The sequence below is a fragment of the Pantoea sp. MBLJ3 genome, assembly GCF_000816655.1.
Classification (GTDB): domain Bacteria; phylum Pseudomonadota; class Gammaproteobacteria; order Enterobacterales; family Enterobacteriaceae; genus Pantoea; species Pantoea eucalypti.
Map to the genome: position 1 here is coordinate 1,251,238 of NZ_JSUT01000005.1, position 18,101 is coordinate 1,269,338.

The following is an 18,101-nucleotide window of genomic DNA, read 5'->3' on the forward strand; positions in this document are numbered from 1 at the left end:
TATGGGTAATTAAGCAGCATCCGGCGAGGCTGTTGCGCAAATAGCTGGCGCTGTTGCGCAAGATATTTTTATAATGCTCTGCACTTCACCGACAACTGAGCGAGTGCGCCATGATCGATTCAAAAATCCCACTGACTGATATTCACCGCCACCTTGATGGCAACATTCGTGCACAAACCATTCTCGATTTAGGTCGCCAGTTTAACCTTACCCTGCCCGCCACCACGCTTGAGACTCTGCTTCCGCACGTGCAGGTCGGCGAGAATGAACCTGACCTGGTGAGCTTCCTGCAGAAGCTCGACTGGGGCGTGAAAGTGTTGGGCGATCTGGATGCCTGCCGCCGGATCGCGCAGGAGAATGTCGAAGATGCCGCGCGCGCCGGCATTCACTACACTGAACTGCGTTTTTCCCCTGGTTATATGGCGATGACCCACAACCTGCCGATTGCCGGTGTGGTCGAAGCGGTGATCGAGGGCGTACGCGCAGGTCGGCAGCAACACGATATCGACGTGCGTCTGATTGGTATTATGAGCCGTACCTTTGGCGAAGATGCCTGCCTCGGCGAGCTGGAAGGTTTGCTTGCCCATCGCGATCACATCACTGGGGTCGATCTGGCGGGAGATGAGCTGGGCTTCCCGGGCAGCGAGTTCCTGAGCCACTTTACCCAGGCGCGCGATGCCGGCTTCCGCGTTACCGTACATGCGGGCGAAGCGGCTGGACCAGAGAGCATCTGGCAGGCGATTCGGGAGCTGGGCGCTGAACGTATTGGTCACGGTGTGAAAGCGATCGAAGATCGCGCGCTGATGGATTTCCTGGCGGAGCACCGGATTGGTATTGAATCCTGCCTGACCTCCAATATTCAGACCAGCACTGTGCCCTCACTGGCGCAGCATCCGCTGAAAACCTTCCTGGAGCATGGCATTCTGGCGACCATCAACACGGATGATCCGGCGGTTCAGGGCATTGAACTGGCGCATGAGTATCAGCACGCCGCACCGGCTGCCGGTCTGAGCGCAGCGCAGATGCGTCAGGCGCAGGAGAATGGTCTGACGATTGCCTTCCTCAGCGAGGCTGAGAAAGCGGCTATCCGCGCACGCGTGCAGTAATCCTGAAGCGTAGCGACAAAAAACGGGCCGGATAACCGGCCCGTCACTCTGCTGCCCCAACACACTCCGGGCAATTCTGACAGCCACGCATATGCTTGACGCGCAGGGAACACGGTCAGAAGTGGAAAGCGTCCCGCGCCAGGACGGCGAGGGCCGAGCATGCCATGGATGGCGGCTTTTGCGTCTTTCCGATCTGGCCGTGCTCCCTTCGCTGGCTCGGTCTTGCAGTTGGCGCTGCTAATAAAACGGGCCGGATAACCGGCCCGTTCTGCTTTCTGCATTAAGCACCTACAGATCAGACGCGCTTCAGCGACATCGTCTGGCGTTTCTCAGCGGATTGCAGACCCAGTTCAATCAGCTCCATCACCTGAATCGCCTCTTCCGCCGTCACCGGATTGTTACCGCGTCCGGCAATCGCATCGCGGATGCCCGCATAGTAAGCGGGATAGTTGCCCGGCTGAGTCAGTTGAGTAGTTTCCGTCAGTGAATCACCGTCAACTAACGTCAGCGTGCCGTCGCGCATGTCATAACCCCAGTCCTCCTGCGGCGGGAAATCCCCCGACTTCAGGCGATCTTCCTGTGGGTCCAGACCATATTTGACGTAACTGCCGCGCGTGCCGTGGACGGTATAACGGGCAGATTCTGCTGCCACCAGCATGCTGGCGTGCAGCACCACGCGGCGCTGCGGGTAGGTCAGCGTGGCATGGAAGTAGTCGGTGGTCTGCGCGCCCGGACGCATCTCGGCCAGGTCGACATTAATAGCGACCGGCGGGCCAAACAGCTGCAGCGCCTGGTCCAGCAGATGTGGCCCCAGGTCATACCAGATTCCGCTGCCTGCGCCCTTCATTTCGCGCCAGCGATTACGCACTTCCAGACGGAAGCGGTCAAAGTGCGATTCGAAATAGCGCACTTCACCCAGTGAGCCTGTCTCAAGGAGGGATTTCAGTGTCAGAAAGTCACTGTCCCAGCGGCGGTTATGGAACACCGATAGCAGCAAACCTTTGGCTTTCGCCAGCGCATCCAGTTCGCGCGCCTGTGACAACGTCACGGTAAACGGCTTGTCGACCACCACATGTTTACCGGCGTTCAGCGCCGCTTTTGCCAGCGGGAAGTGGGTGTCGTTGGGGGTAGGAATAACAATCAGTTGCAGCGTAGGGTCGTCCAGCAGCGCCTGAGGATCGGCCACCACTTTAACAGCAGGCCAGTCGGCGTGGACTTTGCTGGCGTCGCTACTGGAAATGGCTGCCAGCTCGACGTCCGGTGTCCCTGCAATCAGCGGGGCGTGAAACGTTTTACTGGCAAAACCGTAGCCGATCAGACCAACACGTAATTTATCGCTCATTTTGATTCCTCTTTGTCGCTAACCTGAATGATTTAAGACTATTAACCAGGTGAGGACAAGGCGGAATCTCCCGAAAAAACTAAGAGATAGCACTCCGCGCCAGGGGCCAGGCCGTCTGCGCCGCCAGGCTGTCGTGTGCGTCCTGATTGCGGCGGCGGAAATCGCTGGGACTGACACCAACACGCTTGCGAAACACGCGCGAGAAGTAGAGCTGGTCGTCGTAACCCACTTCACGCCCTACCGAGGCGATCGGTTCCTGGGTGGTCTGCAGCAACAGTTTGGCGCGAATAACGCGCTGATCTTCACGCCAGCGCAGCAGATTGACCCCCATCTGCTCGCGGAACAGGTGTGCCAGCCGCGACGGTGACAGGCAGACGTGACGCGCCACCTCTTCAATCTTCACTTCGCTGGCAAGATGGTTGGTCACATACTGGCAGGCTTCAATTACGCGTGGATCGCGGATGAGCTGATGACTACGCGGATCTTCTTCAACGGCACGTAGCAGTAGTCGCTCCAGCAGGTTCATCGCCAGCTCTTCCGCAAAGCGCCGACCCGAATTATGGGTCTGTTCGATACTGGCAAACAGTCGGTCAAATTCGCCACGCAGTGACTCAGGCAGCAGCAGTCGTCCCACACCCTCCTGCTCATCCTGCCAGCGCAGCCAGTCGTGCCAGTAGGCGCGCGGACGGAAATAGACCCAGCGGTGGAACCACTGCGGACTGTCCGGCGCGCGACCATAGTAGTGGGCGGTTTTTGGCTGAAACAGCAGCATTTCGCCAGGCTCGCAGTCAAATGCCCGCTCGCCGTCGAATACCCGCCCTTTGCCTTTAATGGTGAGATTCAGAATGTAACCTTTCATGCCGTGCGGGCGGTCGATAAAAAAATCGAGCGGACCATCGGCAGTGATGGGCGTCAGCCCTGCCACCAGCCAGGCATTGAATGAATAGCCCGGCAACAAGGGGTTTTGCTGCTCAGCCGGTAATTCGCGGTGATACATAGCGTCCTCACTCAGTCTGTTATTGTTCGGATAGCCTGCAGACACCTCTGCGTCCGCAGGCCAACGGCTCGCTCAATCAGGCTTTTTTCTGTTTGTAACGGTCAAAAATCACCGCAGCTAACAGTATCAGACCGCGCACCACATACTGTGAGAATGGCGAGATATTCAATAAATTCATCGCATTCTCTACCGTGCCGAGGATCAATACCCCCGCCACCACGTAAGAGATCTTGCCGATGCCGCCCTTCAGTGAAACACCACCCAGTACGCAGGCAGAAATCACCACCAGTTCATAGCCGATGGAGGTCATCGGCTGGCCGCTGGTCATACGTGACGCCAGAATAATGCCCGCCGCCGCTGAGACCAGGCCGGAGAGGATAAAGATGATGATACGGGTGCGCACTACCGGTACACCCGCCAGGCGCGCCGCCTCTTCATTGCCACCAATCGCGAGCGTATTACGACCAAAGGTGGTTTTGTTGAGCAGGAAGCCGAAGATCACCATGGTGGCCAGAGTCAGCCAGATCGGCGCGGGCACACCCAGCCAGTTGGCAAAGCCCAGTTCAAAGAAGCGCTCATCTTCAATACCAACCGCTTTACCGTCAGAGAAGATATAAGCCAGGCCGCGTACGATCTGCATCGTCGCCAGCGTGGTGATCAGCGCATTGATCTTCAGTCGCGCAATCACAAAGCCGTTGATAAAGCCGGTGATCATGCCGAGCACCAGTCCGGCACCCACACCAATCCACAGGCTTTCCGTCATATTGATGACCACGGCGGTGACGACACCCGCACAGGCGATGACGGAAGCGACCGACAGGTCAAAATCACCGGAGGCCAGACAGAACAGCATGCCGCAGGCGACCATGCCGGACATCGACATCGCCAGCCCTAAGCCTTTCATATTGATAAACGAGCCGAAGTTCGGCACAAAAATCGCACAGACAATAAACAGCAGTGCAAATACCACCAGCATGCCGAAGTTGTCCCAGATGCGACCTAACTGCAGGCCGCCGCGTGAAGCGGGCTGCGGTGTATTTGAGGTCGTAGATGAAGCCATGATGATCTCCTGTCAGGCCACGGCGGCCGCTTGAGTGGTTTTGGGCATCGCCAGGCTCAGCGTCTGCTGCTCCGTGGCGTCGTCGTGCAGCAGTTCACCGGCAATGGCACCTTCACGCATCACAACGATGCGATCGGCCAGGCCCATCACTTCCGGTAAATCGCTCGAGGCGAACAGCACCGCAATGCCCCGGTTCGCCAGCTGATAAATCAGGTTATAAATTTCATGTTTGGCACCGACATCGATGCCGCGCGTTGGCTCATCCAGCAGGATCACTTTCATATCCTCAGAGAGCCAGCGTCCCAGGATCGCTTTCTGCTGATTACCGCCAGAAAGGTTCATGATCAGCTGATCGGCGCTGGGTGTTTTAATATTCAGCGAGCGGATATGGCTGTCGGCGTTCTTGTTTTCCCAGCCGTTTTTTATCAGGCAACCGGCAGTCAGGTTGTGACGGCGGGCGCTGATGTTGATGTTGTCGCGCACCGAGTGCACCGGAATAATGCCCTCAGCTTTACGATCTTCCGGGCAGAGCATGATGCCGGCACGAATGGCGTCAATCGGCTCACGCAGCGGCAGTGGCTTGCCGTCCAGGATGACCTGACCGCCACGCAAACGCGTGCCGCCGAACAGGCCCTTCAGCAGTTCACTGCGTCCGGCACCGACCAGTCCAAACAGTCCAACGATTTCACCGGCATGGACTTTCAGTGAAATTGGCGTACGCACGCCCTTCGCTTCAACCTTGTCCAGCTCCAGCCGCACTTCCCCTTTGGGACGCGGTGAGTAGCCATAGATATCGCCCAGGTTGCGCCCAACCATCGCCTGCACCAGATCGTCGTGATGGGTGTTCGCCATGTCAGTAAACGTCCGCACGTAGCGGCCATCTTTAAACACGGTGATGGCATCGCTAAGGGCGAAAATCTCTTCCATACGGTGTGAAACGTAGAGCACCACCCGGCCCTCCTCGCGGAGCTGGCGAATGACGCGGAACAGGTTGTCGATTTCACGCGCCGACAGGGAGCTGGTTGGCTCATCAAAGGCGATAATACGTGCGTTGCGCGCCAGCGCTTTGGCAATCTCCACCATCTGCCACTGGCCCAGCGACAGGTATTTCAGCGGCATATCGGGATCGATATCCATGCCGAGATTTTTCAGCTGTACGCCCGCCTCAAAACGCATCAGCTTACGGTTGACCAGTCCATGTTTGTGCGGAATCTGACCGAGATAGATGTTCTCCGCCACGCTCATTTCCGGCACCAGATGCAGTTCCTGGTAAATAATGGCGACGCCCGCGTCCAGTGCATCCGTCGTGCGCTGAAAACTCATCGGCTTGCCTTTAATACGAATCTCACCGCCGCTCGGCTGATAACTGCCGCTGAGTATTTTTAACAGCGTCGATTTGCCTGCGCCGTTCTCGCCCATCAGAGCGTGAACTTCACCGCCACGGCAGTCGAAGGAGATATCCTGCAACGCTTTCACGCCAGGGAAAGTTTTACTGATGCCATGAAACGACAGAAATGCTGAATCAGTGTTCATGTTAATCCTCACTCTTTCGCGCCACCGGCCGGTTATGGCGGGCGACGCGAAATGGGCTATTAAGGATGCCGGGCGACGAACAGCCCGGCAGGCTCACAGTTACATCAGTCCTTTTTTCGCCAGTTCAGTTTTGAAGTTGTCACGGGTGATCAGCACCACATCAGTAACTTCGGTGAATTTAGGTGGCTCTTCACCTTTGCTGACCCAGTTGTAGAGCATCTGGCTGCTTTTGTAGCCGTGGATATCCGGGCTTGGCAGCAGCGAACCGTAGAAGCCGGTCGCCTTGTCTTTCGACAGTTCGCTGATGGCATCGACGCCGTTGATGCCGATACCGATGACGTCAGCCGCTTTAAAGCCCTGACCTTCAGTCGCACGTACGCCGCCCAGCACGGTGTTGTCGTTCATGCCGACAATCAGCCAGTGTTTGACTTCAGGATGCTGCACCAGCAGGGAGTTACCGGCATCAAACGCGCCAGGGATGTCGTTAGATTTGGTTGGGACCTGGTAGATCTGGGCTGCCGGGAAGCCAGCGGCTTTGATCGCGTCCATTGAGCCGCCAGTACGACGACGAGCGGTGTCGAGTTCGTTGGCGGTAATGGCCATCACGCCGGTGGTTTTCACATCCCAGCCGCGTTTCTGCATCTCTTTATAAAGCTCCTGACCCTGACGCTCACCAATTTTAGTGGCCGCCATCATCACCAGTGGCACGGTATCCATTGGCTTGCCTTTGGCGGTGACGAACTGATCATCCACTGCGATGACTTTCAGGCCGTAGCCGCGCGCTTTTGCCATGATGGCGGAACCGAGTTTTGGATCGGGCGTACAGATGACAAAACCTTTTGCGCCGTTCGCCGCCAGGCTGTCGATGGCATTCAGGGTTTTTTCACCATCCGGCACGGCAATTTTAATGACATCAAAGCCAAGATCTTTGCCCGCTTTATCGGCGAATTTCCATTCAGTCTGGAACCAGGGTTCTTCTGGTTGCTTGACTAAAAAACCCAGCTTCATGGTCTCGGCGATAGCGGATTGTGACATAACCGCTGCCAGGCCGATGGCCGCGAATGCTTTAGTGAATTTATGCATGATGCTCTCCGGTACCAGGTTATTTTTCGCTGCTAATAACGAATCGGTGTAAACGCTACCAGTAAGTTTTGTTTTGTGGGTACAGCCATAAATCAGTGCGTTAGGCTGGCATGTGCTGACAGAGTGTCCAGACGCTGGGCTAGTTTTAGCGGTATTAGCGAAGAAAAATGTAGAGCGGTATCACATCTTAAAATCACGGCAAAATCATCCATATATTCAGCAAATTTAACCGGTCCTTAACTTATGCAATGGATCACAAAATCACTGCCGATGACAGAAAAGTGCATATTGTCAGCCAGCCATGACTAACTGATTTGGCGCACCGAACCCAGGATAAAGGCGTTAACTAACTACAGGAGATTCCGATGCGTGCTGGAGCCATCACCCTTGGGCTGGACTTTGGTAGTGATTCGGTGCGTGCGCTGGCCGTGGATTGTCATAGCGGCAAAGAGCTGCAGAGTGCGGTGTTCAGCTATCCGCGCTGGCAACAGGGCTTATACAGCGATCCGCACACCAACCGTTTTCGCCACCATCCACAGGATTATATTGACGCTATGGAGCAGGCGCTGCTCGGCGTTCTGAATGCACTGAGTGAAGATCAGCGCAACGCCGTGGTCGGCATTGGCGTTGACAGCACCGGTTCTACCCCGGCGCCTATTGACCGCGACGGCAACGTGCTGGCGCTGCGTCCGGAGTTCGCTGAGAACCCCAACGCGATGTTCGTGTTGTGGAAAGATCACACGGCTATAGAAGAAGCGGAAGAGATTAATCAGCTTTGCCACAGTGGCCGCTTCCAGGATTACAGCCGCTATATCGGCGGCATTTATTCTTCGGAGTGGTTCTGGGCGAAGATTCTGCACGTGTCGCGTGAAGATTCGGCTGTGCGCGAAGCCGCCGTCTCCTGGGTGGAGCTGTGCGACTGGGTGCCCGCCCTGTTAAGCGGCACCACCGCACCAGATAAGCTGCGTCGCGGCCGTTGTGCCGCCGGACATAAAGCGTTGTGGCACGGCGACTGGAACGGCCTGCCCGATGTCGATTTCCTGAATGCGCTCGACCCGCTGTTAACGCAGCAGCTCGACTCCCCGCTGTTTACTGACACCTGGACCGCTGATATGCCGGTGGGCACCCTCAGCCCGGAATGGGCGCAGCGTCTTGGTCTGACGCAGACCGTGACACTTTCCGGTGGCGCGTTTGACTGTCACATGGGCGCGGTAGGCGGCGGAGCTAAACCTTATACGCTGGTAAAAGTCATCGGCACCTCAACCTGCGACATTCTGATTGCTGACGCAGAAAAGGTCGGCGATCGCGATATCAAAGGCATCTGCGGTCAGGTTGATGGCAGCGTGGTACCTGGCGCTATCGGACTGGAGGCGGGTCAGTCTGCCTTTGGTGATATCTACGCCTGGTTCAGCCGTTTGCTGGGCTGGCCATTACAGCTGGCGGCGCAGCAGCATCCGGAACTGAAGCCTCAGCTGGCTGAGATGCAAAAAACGCTGATTAAGGATTTAACCGAGGCCTGGGCTGCCAATCCGCAGCTCGATCACCTGCCGGTGGTACTGGACTGGTTTAACGGGCGCCGCACACCGAATGCAAATCAGCGTCTGAAAGGGGTGATTACCGACCTGAATCTGGGCACTGATGCCCCTGCATTGTTTGGTGGTCTGGTCGCAGCAACCGCGTTTGGCGCGCGCGCCATTATGGAGTGCTTTGAGCAGCAGCAGATCCCGGTCGGGAGCATTCTGACTCTCGGCGGCATCGCGCGAAAATCTCCGGCGATTATGCAGGCCTGCTGCGATGTGATGAACCGGCCACTGGATATCGTCGCCTCTGACGAGTGCTGTGCATTGGGTGCGGCCATTTTCGCCGCCGTTGCCGCCGGTGTTCACGCCAGCGTCCCGGATGCTCAGCAGGTCATGGCCAGTCCGATTGCCGTGACGCTGCAGCCCGATCCGGCGCGCGTTGCCCGCTATCAACAACTGTATCAACGCTATCAACAATGGTGCGTGACGGCTGAACCGCAATACGCCGCCCGCCCCGCTTCCGCGACGAGCCTCTCCCATCAGGCGTAATTGTTGCAGGCAGTCTGGACACGGACAGTGCGGAGCAACCGGAGCGTAGAGGGCGTACGTGAGGATTACTCGCTGCGCTCGCCCCTTCAGGGCCGCCCTGACGGGCGTTCAGGTTGCTAAAGCAGCCTGTGTGAGCGCTGCCCAGGTTCGGAATGACAAATAAAATAGCCTATCAGGTAGGCGCTAAGTGAAGGAGTGGTTTTATGGAACAGTCAAACAATTACAGCGTGTGGTTTGTTATCGGCACGCAGCATCTCTATGGGGCGGAAACGTTACGCCAGGTTGAACAGAATGCACGTCAGGTCGTCGAGGGTTTAAATCAGGCCGGTTTACCACTGCGTCTGGAGCTGAAACCGCTGGTGAAGTCACCGGATGAAGCGCTGGCCCTGTGTCGCGATGCTAATTATGACAAGCAGTGCGTTGGGATCATTACCTGGCTGCACACTTTCTCCCCGGCCAAAATGTGGATCGGCGGCCTGAGCGTACTGAATAAGCCGCTGCTGCAATTCCATACCCAGTTCAATGCCGAGATCCCGTGGGACAGCATGGACATGGACTTTATGAACCTGAACCAGACCGCACATGGCGGCCGTGAGTTCGGTTTCATCGGCGCGCGCATGGGTCTGCAGCACAGCGTGGTGACAGGTCACTGGAAAGACAGCGCCAGCCAGCAGCGCCTGGGCAACTGGATGCGTGCAGCACTGGCTAAACAGGCCAGCCAGCAGCTGAAAGTCGCTCGCTTTGGCGACAACATGCGTGAAGTGGCCGTAACCGAAGGCGATAAAGTCGCCGCGCAGATTCAGTTCGGCTATTCAGTGAATGGCTGGGGCGTTGGCGATCTGGTTGAGGTGATCAATGGCGTCAGCGATGGCGACGTGAATGCGCTGATCGACGAATATGAAAGTCTTTATCGCTTTACCGATGTCGCCGCATCTGGCGGTGAGAAACGTCAGAACGTGCTGGATGCTGCACGCATCGAACTCGGTCTGAAGCGTTTTCTGGAAGCAGAAGGCTGCCACGCCTTTACTACTAACTTCCAGACGCTGCACGGCATGACGCAGTTGCCCGGTCTGGCGGTTCAGCGTCTGATGGGTCAGGGTTATGGCTTCGCCGGCGAAGGCGACTGGAAAACCGCTGCCCTGCTGCGCATCTTCAAAGTGCTGGCCGGTGACCGCAAAGGTGGCACCTCCTTTATGGAGGATTACACCTATCACTTCTCACCAGGCAACGATTTAGTGCTTGGCTCGCACATGCTGGAAGTCTGCCCGTCAATTGCCATTGAAGAGAAACCATTGATCGATGTGCAGTTCCTGGGCATTGGTGATAAAGCCGATCCGGCGCGTATGATTTTCTCCACCCCAGCGGGCCGTGCGGTTAACGCCAGCGTGATCGATATGGGCGACCGTTTCCGTCTGCTGGTTAACGTGGTGGATGCTATCGAACAGCCGAAACCGCTGCCGAAGTTGCCGGTTGCGCGCGCACTGTGGAAAGCGCAGCCATCACTGGCGACCGCCTCTGAAGCATGGATTCTGGGCGGCGGTGCACACCATACGGTGTTCAGCCAGGCGCTGACGCTGGAGGATATGTATCTGTACGGTGAGATGAACGATATTGAAGTGCTGGTGATTGATGAGCACACCACCTTGCCTGCGTTTAAAGACGCGCTGCGCTGGAACGAAGCGTACTACCGTCTGAAACGTTAATAAGTGATTAAACGGCGCTTTAGGGGTTCTGAAAAGAAATCAATTCAGGATCGATAAAGCGCCGTTTGTTTGCAGGTTCGTGCTATTCAGTCGGGAATGGCGGGCGTTCCGTAAAGTCGCCGTAAATACATCCCTGTAGGCTCGGCCGCCGCGTCCCTGCGGCGGACGCTTTACTCCACTGCCCGCCATCCCCTCCTTAATTTTGCATTTTTGCGAATATTCAAAAGCTCAGCATGTAATAAAAGCCCTTACTGCGAAAGTCCCATTTCGCTGCAACTGTGCACTCCATTCTTTCAATCTCGCACTGTCCATTACAGCAATGATCAAGCCCAACCGGGAAGGAATGGTATGCCTGAAGAGCAAAGCGTCCGCGCCAGGGATGGCGCGGCCGATCCGCAGGGATGCGGGAATCCTTTGCGATCAGGCAGTCATTTCCTGACCTTGCATCAACATTCAATAGCGATTGTTTTCCCGGTAATACATGAGAGCACCGGTCTCTTTGCTAAAACTCAACTCTTTCATCATCTTGCACTTTCCCCCACCAGCCTGTATTGCTTGTAGACTGACAAAACGAAGGTAGCCAGCGCCATGCAAGTTGTCGATCTGAACCAACATCCCGACTACGCCAGACAAACAGCACAACTGCTGCACACTGAATGGTCACATCATCCAGCCTGGTCACATCAACCCACCATCCTTGCGCATTTACACCAAAGGAACCAGACAGGCTCGGCGGAATTTACCCTTGTTGCCACGCCGGATGGCGAAACGGTCATCGCGACCTGTAGCGTCATCCGCTATGAACTGGACGACATCCCGGCAAGAGAATACTGGATGGGTGAAGTGGTGACGGACAAAAAATTTCGCGGTCAGGGCGTAGCAAACGCGTTGATCCAGCAGGTAATTGCGCGGGCCAGACAAAAGCGAATTAGTGAACTCTGGCTCTATACTCCCGATCAGCAGGCGTACTATCAGCGTTCAGGATGGCAGGCGGTGGAACAGCGGCACATAGCGGGAGAAGAAGTCACGGTGATGGTCCTGCATCTGGCGCAGTAAAAGGCGGCTCCTGAGAGCCGCCATTAACCGGGATACGCAATACTCAGGTTGGGATGCGTTTAACCGGTGCGTTCTGCTGACGATCCCAGATCACCGTCAGTAACCGCTGCAGCGCGATAAACGCAAACAGCAGAATCCCGATGGCGATCTTGGTCCACCACGAACTCAGCGTGCCGTCAAAATTAATCCACGTCTGAATCAGCCCCTGAATCAACACACCAAACAGCGTACCCAGCACCGTACCGACACCACCCGACAACAACGTGCCGCCAATCACCACCGATGCAATCGCATCCAGCTCCACACCCAACCCGGCCAGCGCATAACCTGCCGAGGTATAGATCGAGAACACGATGCCAGCCAGCGTCGCCAGCGTGGTGGAAAGCATATAAATCTTAATGGTGGTCGCACGGGTTGAAACACCCATCAGCTGAGCGGAGGTCAGATTCCCGCCAATAGCATAAACCCGATTACCAAAGCGCGTGCGGTGCGCCAGAATAATCCCGCCAATCACCACCACCAGCATAATCACGGCCAGCAGGCTCAGACGCCCACCACCCGGCACTTTCCACGCCAGACTGGAAAGCATGGTATAAAGCGGATGATCAATAGGAATCGAGTTCTCAGACACCAGATAAGAACAGCCACGCAGGAAAAACATTCCTGCCAGCGTAATAATAAACGCCGGGATCTTAAGCGCATCGATCAACCAGCCCATCATGGCACCAAACAGCGCGCCCATTGACAGAATCAACGCAAAGGCCAGCAGCGGATCGACATGGAAATCACCAATTGCCCGCGCCAGAAACACACCGGTAAAAGCAATCACTGCGCCGACCGACAGATCGATACCGCCAGATAAAATCACAAAAGTCATGCCGACGGCGATAATGCCAAGGAACGCGTTATCGGTCAGGATATTGCAAATTACCCGGGTAGAAGCAAAACCCGGAAACTGACTCAGACAAAACAGATAACCCGCCACAAACACCAGCAAGGTAATCATCAGCGGAAGATGACGTTTAATCATGTCGGACGCCTCCGTTTTAACATCGCAATAAATCGCGGTGACTGCAGTAACAACACGCACATCACCACCACCGCTTTCACCACCTGATTCAGCTCAGGCGGGAAGCCGGAGAGCAGAATCCCGGTATTCATCGACTGAATAATCAGCGCACCAATCAGCGACAGCACCAGATTAAAACGGCCACCCATCAGGGATGCACCGCCTATCACCACGGCGAGAATCGCGTCCAGCTCCAGCCACAAACCGGCGTTATTGGCATCTGCACCGCGAATATCCGCCGCGACGATGAGCCCGGCCACTGCCGCACAGACGCCACTGATCGCGTAGGTGGACATCACCACCAGCCAGCCCGTCACACCCGCATTGCGGGCAGCGCGCAGGTTAATCCCCACCGCTTCGATAAACAGACCCAGCGCGGTTTTGCGCGTCAGCAGCCAGACGGCCAGCGCGACCACCAGCGTGATCCAGACCGGCACCGGCAACATCCACAGCGAGCCGTTACCAAACCAGCCAAGACTGTCACTGTCGAACGTCACAATCTGACCCTGGGTAATCAGCTGAGCAATACCGCGCCCGGCAACCATCAGAATCAGCGTCGCAACAAATGGCTGAATACGCAGCAGCGCCACCAGCACCCCGTTCCACAAACCACAGGCTAAACCGGTTGCCAGCGTGCAGAGAATAATAAACGGCACACCGTGCCCGGCGACGGTCAGTGTGGCGGCCGTTGCGCCCGCTATCGCCATCACCGCCCCTACGGAAAGATCGATGCCGCCAGTCGCGATCACCAGCGTCATCCCTATCGCCAGCAGGGCAACCGGTGCCGCACGGTTAAGAATATCGATCGGACTGCCGAACAGACGGCCATCCTGCAGATGCACTGCAAAAAAGTTATTGGCCACCAGACTGTCGATTAACAGCACCAACAGCAGCGCGGCGATTTGCGGCATCCCCGGCGGGAGTTTCAGCTTACGACGTGGCGTTTTTTCAGATGTCATAGGTGACTCAAGCATGTTTTGCCCCTCCGTCCGCGATAGCATTCACGATCGACGCCACCGAAAGCTGCTCCAGCGGAATTTCTGCCACCTGCTTCAGATCGCGCATGATCAGCACCCGATCGGCATAACCGACCAGCTCTTCGAGTTCAGAGGAGATCACCAGCAGCGCCAGACCATCGGCGCAAAGGGATTCGATTAAACGGATAATCTCGGCGTGCGCACCCACATCAATACCGCGCGTCGGCTCGTCGAGGATCAAAAACTGCGGTTTGGTCACCAGCCAGCGCGACAGCAACACCTTCTGCTGATTGCCACCCGATAACAGCTCTACCGGCTGCTCAGCGTGCGGCGTGCGAATGCCCAGACTTTTGATGAAACGATCGGCAATCGCCTGCTGCTCGCGTTTTTTAATGGGCCGTAACCAGCCGCGCTGCGCCTGCAATGCCAGAATAATATTTTCGCGCACGGAGGCCGCGCCAATAATCCCGTCTGTCTTACGATCTTCCGGGCAAAACCCCATGCCAAGCTGTGAGGCTTTCGCCGGGTTGGTAATACGCTGCACTTTACCTTTGATCTTCGCGGTTCCGCGATCGGCGCGACGAATACCAAACAACACTTCTGCGGTTTCGGTGCGGCCTGAGCCCAGCAGCCCCGCCAGTCCCACCACCTCACCGGGACGCACAGCCAGGTTAAAAGGCTCAATGGTGCCCTTTCTGCCGTAATCTTCAAATGACACCACCGGCTGATTGCTGCGCAGCGTGCTGCCCTGACGCTGTAACGCCGTCTCAAGCAGTTCACGTCCTAACATCAGCTTAATCAGTTCAATCTGTGGCAGCGTGGCGGTCTCACGAGTCGCGATAAATTGCCCGTTACGCAGCACGGTAATCCGGTCAGTAATTCGGTACACCTGGTCAAGAAAATGGGTCACAAAAATCAGGCTCATCCCTTTGGCTTTTAACTGCGCCATCAGGGTAAACAGCATCTCGACTTCACTGGCATCCAGACTGGCTGTTGGCTCGTCGAGGATCAACACCTGAGCAGAAAGGTCGACCGCGCGACAGATGGCAATAATCTGCTGCATTGCCACCGAGTAGTGGCCCAGCGGACGCGTGACATCAAGGGAAAAACCGTAATTCCGCATCAGCGCATCGGCATCACGCACCATCTTCCGACGGTCAATCATGCCAAAACGACGCGGCTCACGCCCTATATAGAGGTTATCTGCCACCGACATGTTCGGCAGCATATTCACTTCCTGATAAACGGTGCCGATACCCATCTCCTGCGCCTGCGCCGTATTGTGCGGTGTAATCGGCTCGCCGTTCAGTGTAATGGTGCCGGCGTCGCGGCTGTAAACACCGGTCAGCACTTTAATCAGCGTGGATTTACCGGCACCGTTCTCGCCCAGCAGCGCCATGATCTCCCCTTTGCGTATATCAAAGGAAACATTATTCAGCGCTTTGACGCCGGGAAAACCTTTGCTAATGCCGCTGATGGATAGCAGCGGTGTTTCATTTTGCGTGGTCATTCTGCTCACTCCGCCTTACGTCATGAAAAACCGCCCCGGAGGGCGGTCTGCGGCTGGTCTTTGACGGGTCGGTGAATCAGTAACCCATACCGTTTTTCTTATCCAGCTCCGCCTGTGCATCAGCAGGCAGGAACAGCTTCGATTCGGTCTTGATCACTTTTGGCGGCAGCGTGCCATCTTTTTTGAATTTTTCCAGCGCATCAAACGCCGGACCCGCCATATTTGGCGTCAGTTCCACGTTGGCGTTAGCCTCACCCGCCAGCATCGCTTTGTAGATATCCGGTACGCCATCAATTGAGCCAGTCAGAATATCTTTGCCCGGTTTCAGGCCGGCTTCCTTAATGGCCTGAATGGCACCGATCGCCATGTCATCGTTATGCGCGTAAACCATGCAGATGTTTTTGCCGTTGTTTTCCGCCTTGATAAAGCTCTCCATCACCTCTTTACCTTTACTGCGGGTAAAGTCACCGGACTGAGAACGGATCACTTTAATGTTAGGGTGGTTGCTGATTGCCTCGGCAAAGCCTTTCTTGCGGTCGATTGCCACGCTGGCACCGACCGTGCCCTGCAGTTCGACCACGTTACATTTTTTGTCGCCTACGGTTTTTACCAGCCAGTCGCCAATCAGCTTGCCTTCCAGCACGTTGTCAGCTGTCACCACCGCCTGATAGAGCGATTTGTCTTTCACCACGATGGCGCGATCCAGCAGGTAAACCGGTATTTTGGCATCTTTGGCTTCTTCCAGTACCGGCTCCCAGCCGGTCTGTACCACAGGCGCGATAAAGATGGCATCAACGCCCTGAGCAATGAACGAACGCACGGCTTTGATCTGATTCTCTTGTTTCTGCTGTCCGTCGGCGATTTTCAGGGTGATTCCGCGTTTTTTGGCTTCGCTTTTCGCTACGTTAGTTTCCGCTGAGCGCCAGCCAGATTCTGAACCGACCTGCGAGAAGCCGACCGTCATATCAGCAGCGAGTACCGGGCCGGTTAACGCGGCGCTGACCAGCGTGGTCAGAAGTAAACGTTTCCACATAGTTTTTAATCCTCTGAAAGGCGTTTGCTGTTTAGGGTAGAGAGCCTGCTTAGACTGGACTAAAAAAGCGTGCATAATGGCGACACACTTCACAAAACAGAGCAATTTAAAGGAGTTACGTGCAGAGCGAGCAGTTTTCCAACAGGGGTGTTATGGATAAAATCGCTGAGTAAAATTACAATGCCGGTTAAATAAATGTAATAAACAGAATCGCTTATGTTTAATGCCACTGGAAACGATTACAGGCAGGCGTACAAAACGGGTTATCCGGTTTGCGGTGAACAAAAAATGGGATTTGTGATTGTCCGCACAATCGATGATGAAGACGAATCAGGCGCGAAACGTTTCTATGGCATTCGTTATTTAACGGTTAAATTTCCTGCGGTTAAAGTGTAATAAATAAGGTATTCATGTGCTGTCAGGGTCAAATGGAATAAAAAATAATATTGTGCTGCTTATTTTTAACGTTTAATTGCCGCAGTAACCCGAACCAGTCAGGCTGACGTAGTAAACTAAGGCGCTGAGTTACCAACATCGTGCATAATCAGAACGAGGAATATGGACTTTTAGTGACTAATAAGGTGATTTTGTCTGATTTTCGGCTTTTTTCACCTGCATGATCTGGACAGACCAAGCCCGCCCCCTATACTGAGCACTCCTTTGTTACTTCTATCTATTATGGCAATGATGACTGCGCACGATTACCTGCTTAAATTCCGCAAAGTAAATAATTCAGACAGTCTGGAAAAGCTTTTCGATCATCTTAATTACTCCCTGACCAATGATCTGGAAATTATCAATATGTACCGGGCTGCCGACCATCGACGCGCTGAACTGGTCTCTGGCGGACGGTTATATGATCTGGGCTGCGTACCAAAAACGGTGTGGCGCTACGTGGTCTGATTTCTCACTGATTTATCGCTTCGTTTACTGCTGACGTTGTCCGGATGGGCGTGCCTCTCTGGACATGTTATTCTGCTGCGCTTTGACTCTCCGAGACAGGAATAACTACGATGAATGAACAGGTTGCTGCGCCGCGCATTGGTGGCTGGCTTTTGCTGCCTCTGGCCTGGCTGATAATGACCCTGTTAACCACCGTTCTGGTGCTGGCGATGTATCTGACTCCCCTGTTTAATCCGGCGTGGCGTGTGGCGCTGTTTTCTCACGGCAGCACCCTCTTCTCATACTGGGCCATTTCCCTGCTTACCGCCGTGGCGGTCTGGGCCTATAGTCTTTGGATCAGCTGGCTGTTCCTGAAGCGCTCCCGACGCCTGCCGCGCCATTATCTGCTCTGGCTGCTGATTACCGTGCTACTGGCGCTGAAAACCTTTGCTTTCACACCCGTCGCTGATAGCCGAGCCCTTCAGACATTACTGCTGTCGCTGCTGGCCGCGGCGGTGTTTGTGCCCTATTTCAAACGCTCAGAACGGGTAAAAAAGACCTTTATCGCGCCGTAACGCGGTGAGTTGTGTCAGGAATTTAATTCTGAGTGCGGTCTGCCGCCTTGCGGGTGGCGCGGGTGTTGAGATACGTCGCGCTATCAATGATAATAAGCCGCTTTCT

At 55.4% G+C, this 18,101-nt stretch carries 16 protein-coding genes; 7 read left to right on the forward strand and 9 right to left on the reverse strand.

The features are described from left to right. Window positions 1–110: 110 nt before the first annotated feature. Window positions 111–1,106 (forward strand): adenosine deaminase, encoded by a 996-nt coding sequence (gene add / locus NP77_RS12170; RefSeq protein WP_003853442.1) that lies wholly within the window; start codon window positions 111–113, stop codon window positions 1,104–1,106. A 295-nt stretch (window positions 1,107–1,401) separates the two neighbouring features. Here add and NP77_RS12175 read toward each other — a convergent pair whose 3' ends face one another. The 5 genes from NP77_RS12175 to NP77_RS12195 all read right to left on the reverse strand — a co-directional run bounded on the left by NP77_RS12175 (window position 1,402) and on the right by NP77_RS12195 (window position 7,121). After that, complete coding sequence (locus tag NP77_RS12175; protein WP_003853441.1) at window positions 1,402–2,448, reverse strand: oxidoreductase; 1,047 nt, start codon at window positions 2,446–2,448, stop codon at window positions 1,402–1,404. 79 nt (window positions 2,449–2,527) lie between these two features. Continuing rightward, a complete protein-coding gene (gene araC, locus NP77_RS12180) occupies window positions 2,528–3,445 on the reverse strand; it encodes an arabinose operon transcriptional regulator AraC (RefSeq protein WP_003853440.1) in 918 nt (305 codons plus the stop codon). Window positions 3,446–3,521: 76 nt separating this feature from the next. Next, entirely contained in the window at window positions 3,522–4,505 is a 984-nt protein-coding gene (araH, locus tag NP77_RS12185; protein WP_003853439.1) for an L-arabinose ABC transporter permease AraH, read from the reverse strand. A 12-nt stretch (window positions 4,506–4,517) separates the two neighbouring features. Further along, window positions 4,518–6,038 (reverse strand): L-arabinose ABC transporter ATP-binding protein AraG, encoded by a 1,521-nt coding sequence (gene araG / locus NP77_RS12190; protein WP_003853438.1) that lies wholly within the window; start codon window positions 6,036–6,038, stop codon window positions 4,518–4,520. 99 nt (window positions 6,039–6,137) lie between these two features. Continuing rightward, window positions 6,138–7,121 carry an arabinose ABC transporter substrate-binding protein gene (locus NP77_RS12195; RefSeq protein ID WP_003853437.1) on the reverse strand — a complete coding sequence of 328 codons (984 nt, stop codon included), beginning with the start codon at window positions 7,119–7,121 and terminating at the stop codon, window positions 6,138–6,140. A gap of 365 nt (window positions 7,122–7,486) precedes the next feature. Here NP77_RS12195 and NP77_RS12200 point away from each other — a divergent pair, with 365 nt between their 5' ends. The 3 genes from NP77_RS12200 (at window position 7,487) to NP77_RS12210 (ending at window position 11,949) form a co-directional block, all read left to right on the forward strand. After that, a complete protein-coding gene (locus NP77_RS12200) occupies window positions 7,487–9,190 on the forward strand; it encodes a ribulokinase (protein WP_039660297.1) in 1,704 nt (567 codons plus the stop codon). A gap of 203 nt (window positions 9,191–9,393) precedes the next feature. Beyond that, window positions 9,394–10,893: an L-arabinose isomerase gene (gene araA / locus NP77_RS12205; RefSeq protein WP_039660298.1), complete on the forward strand. Its 1,500-nt coding sequence runs from the start codon at window positions 9,394–9,396 to the stop codon at window positions 10,891–10,893. Window positions 10,894–11,481: 588 nt separating this feature from the next. Next, a complete protein-coding gene (locus tag NP77_RS12210; RefSeq protein ID WP_039660300.1) occupies window positions 11,482–11,949 on the forward strand; it encodes a GNAT family N-acetyltransferase in 468 nt (155 codons plus the stop codon). Window positions 11,950–11,992: 43 nt separating this feature from the next. On the opposite strand, the gene yjfF is transcribed toward NP77_RS12210, so the two are convergent. From yjfF to ytfQ, 4 genes are all read right to left on the reverse strand, one after another. After that, entirely contained in the window at window positions 11,993–12,979 is a 987-nt protein-coding gene (gene yjfF / locus NP77_RS12215) for a galactofuranose ABC transporter, permease protein YjfF (RefSeq protein WP_003853433.1), read from the reverse strand. Then, window positions 12,976–13,992, reverse strand: a complete 1,017-nt coding sequence (ytfT, locus tag NP77_RS12220; protein ID WP_008926230.1) for a galactofuranose ABC transporter, ATP-binding protein YtfT — start codon at window positions 13,990–13,992, stop codon at window positions 12,976–12,978. Before ytfT ends, yjfF begins: the two co-directional genes overlap by 4 nt. Beyond that, complete coding sequence (locus NP77_RS12225; RefSeq protein WP_008926229.1) at window positions 13,985–15,505, reverse strand: sugar ABC transporter ATP-binding protein; 1,521 nt, start codon at window positions 15,503–15,505, stop codon at window positions 13,985–13,987. The genes ytfT and NP77_RS12225 overlap by 8 nt, the downstream gene beginning before the upstream one ends. Before the next feature lie 76 nt (window positions 15,506–15,581). Next, window positions 15,582–16,538, reverse strand: coding sequence for a galactofuranose ABC transporter, galactofuranose-binding protein YtfQ (ytfQ, locus tag NP77_RS12230; RefSeq protein ID WP_008926228.1), 957 nt, complete (start codon window positions 16,536–16,538; stop codon window positions 15,582–15,584). 216 nt (window positions 16,539–16,754) lie between these two features. Between ytfQ and NP77_RS12235 the strand changes: the two genes are divergently transcribed. The 3 genes from NP77_RS12235 (at window position 16,755) to NP77_RS12245 (ending at window position 17,995) form a co-directional block, all read left to right on the forward strand. Beyond that, window positions 16,755–16,934 (forward strand): hypothetical protein, encoded by a 180-nt coding sequence (locus NP77_RS12235; RefSeq protein WP_039660303.1) that lies wholly within the window; start codon window positions 16,755–16,757, stop codon window positions 16,932–16,934. A gap of 291 nt (window positions 16,935–17,225) precedes the next feature. Next, window positions 17,226–17,441, forward strand: a complete 216-nt coding sequence (ydgT, locus tag NP77_RS12240) for a transcription modulator YdgT (RefSeq protein WP_003853427.1) — start codon at window positions 17,226–17,228, stop codon at window positions 17,439–17,441. A gap of 110 nt (window positions 17,442–17,551) precedes the next feature. Then, a complete protein-coding gene (locus NP77_RS12245; protein WP_003853425.1) occupies window positions 17,552–17,995 on the forward strand; it encodes a DUF2569 domain-containing protein in 444 nt (147 codons plus the stop codon). Window positions 17,996–18,101 lie beyond the last annotated feature (106 nt).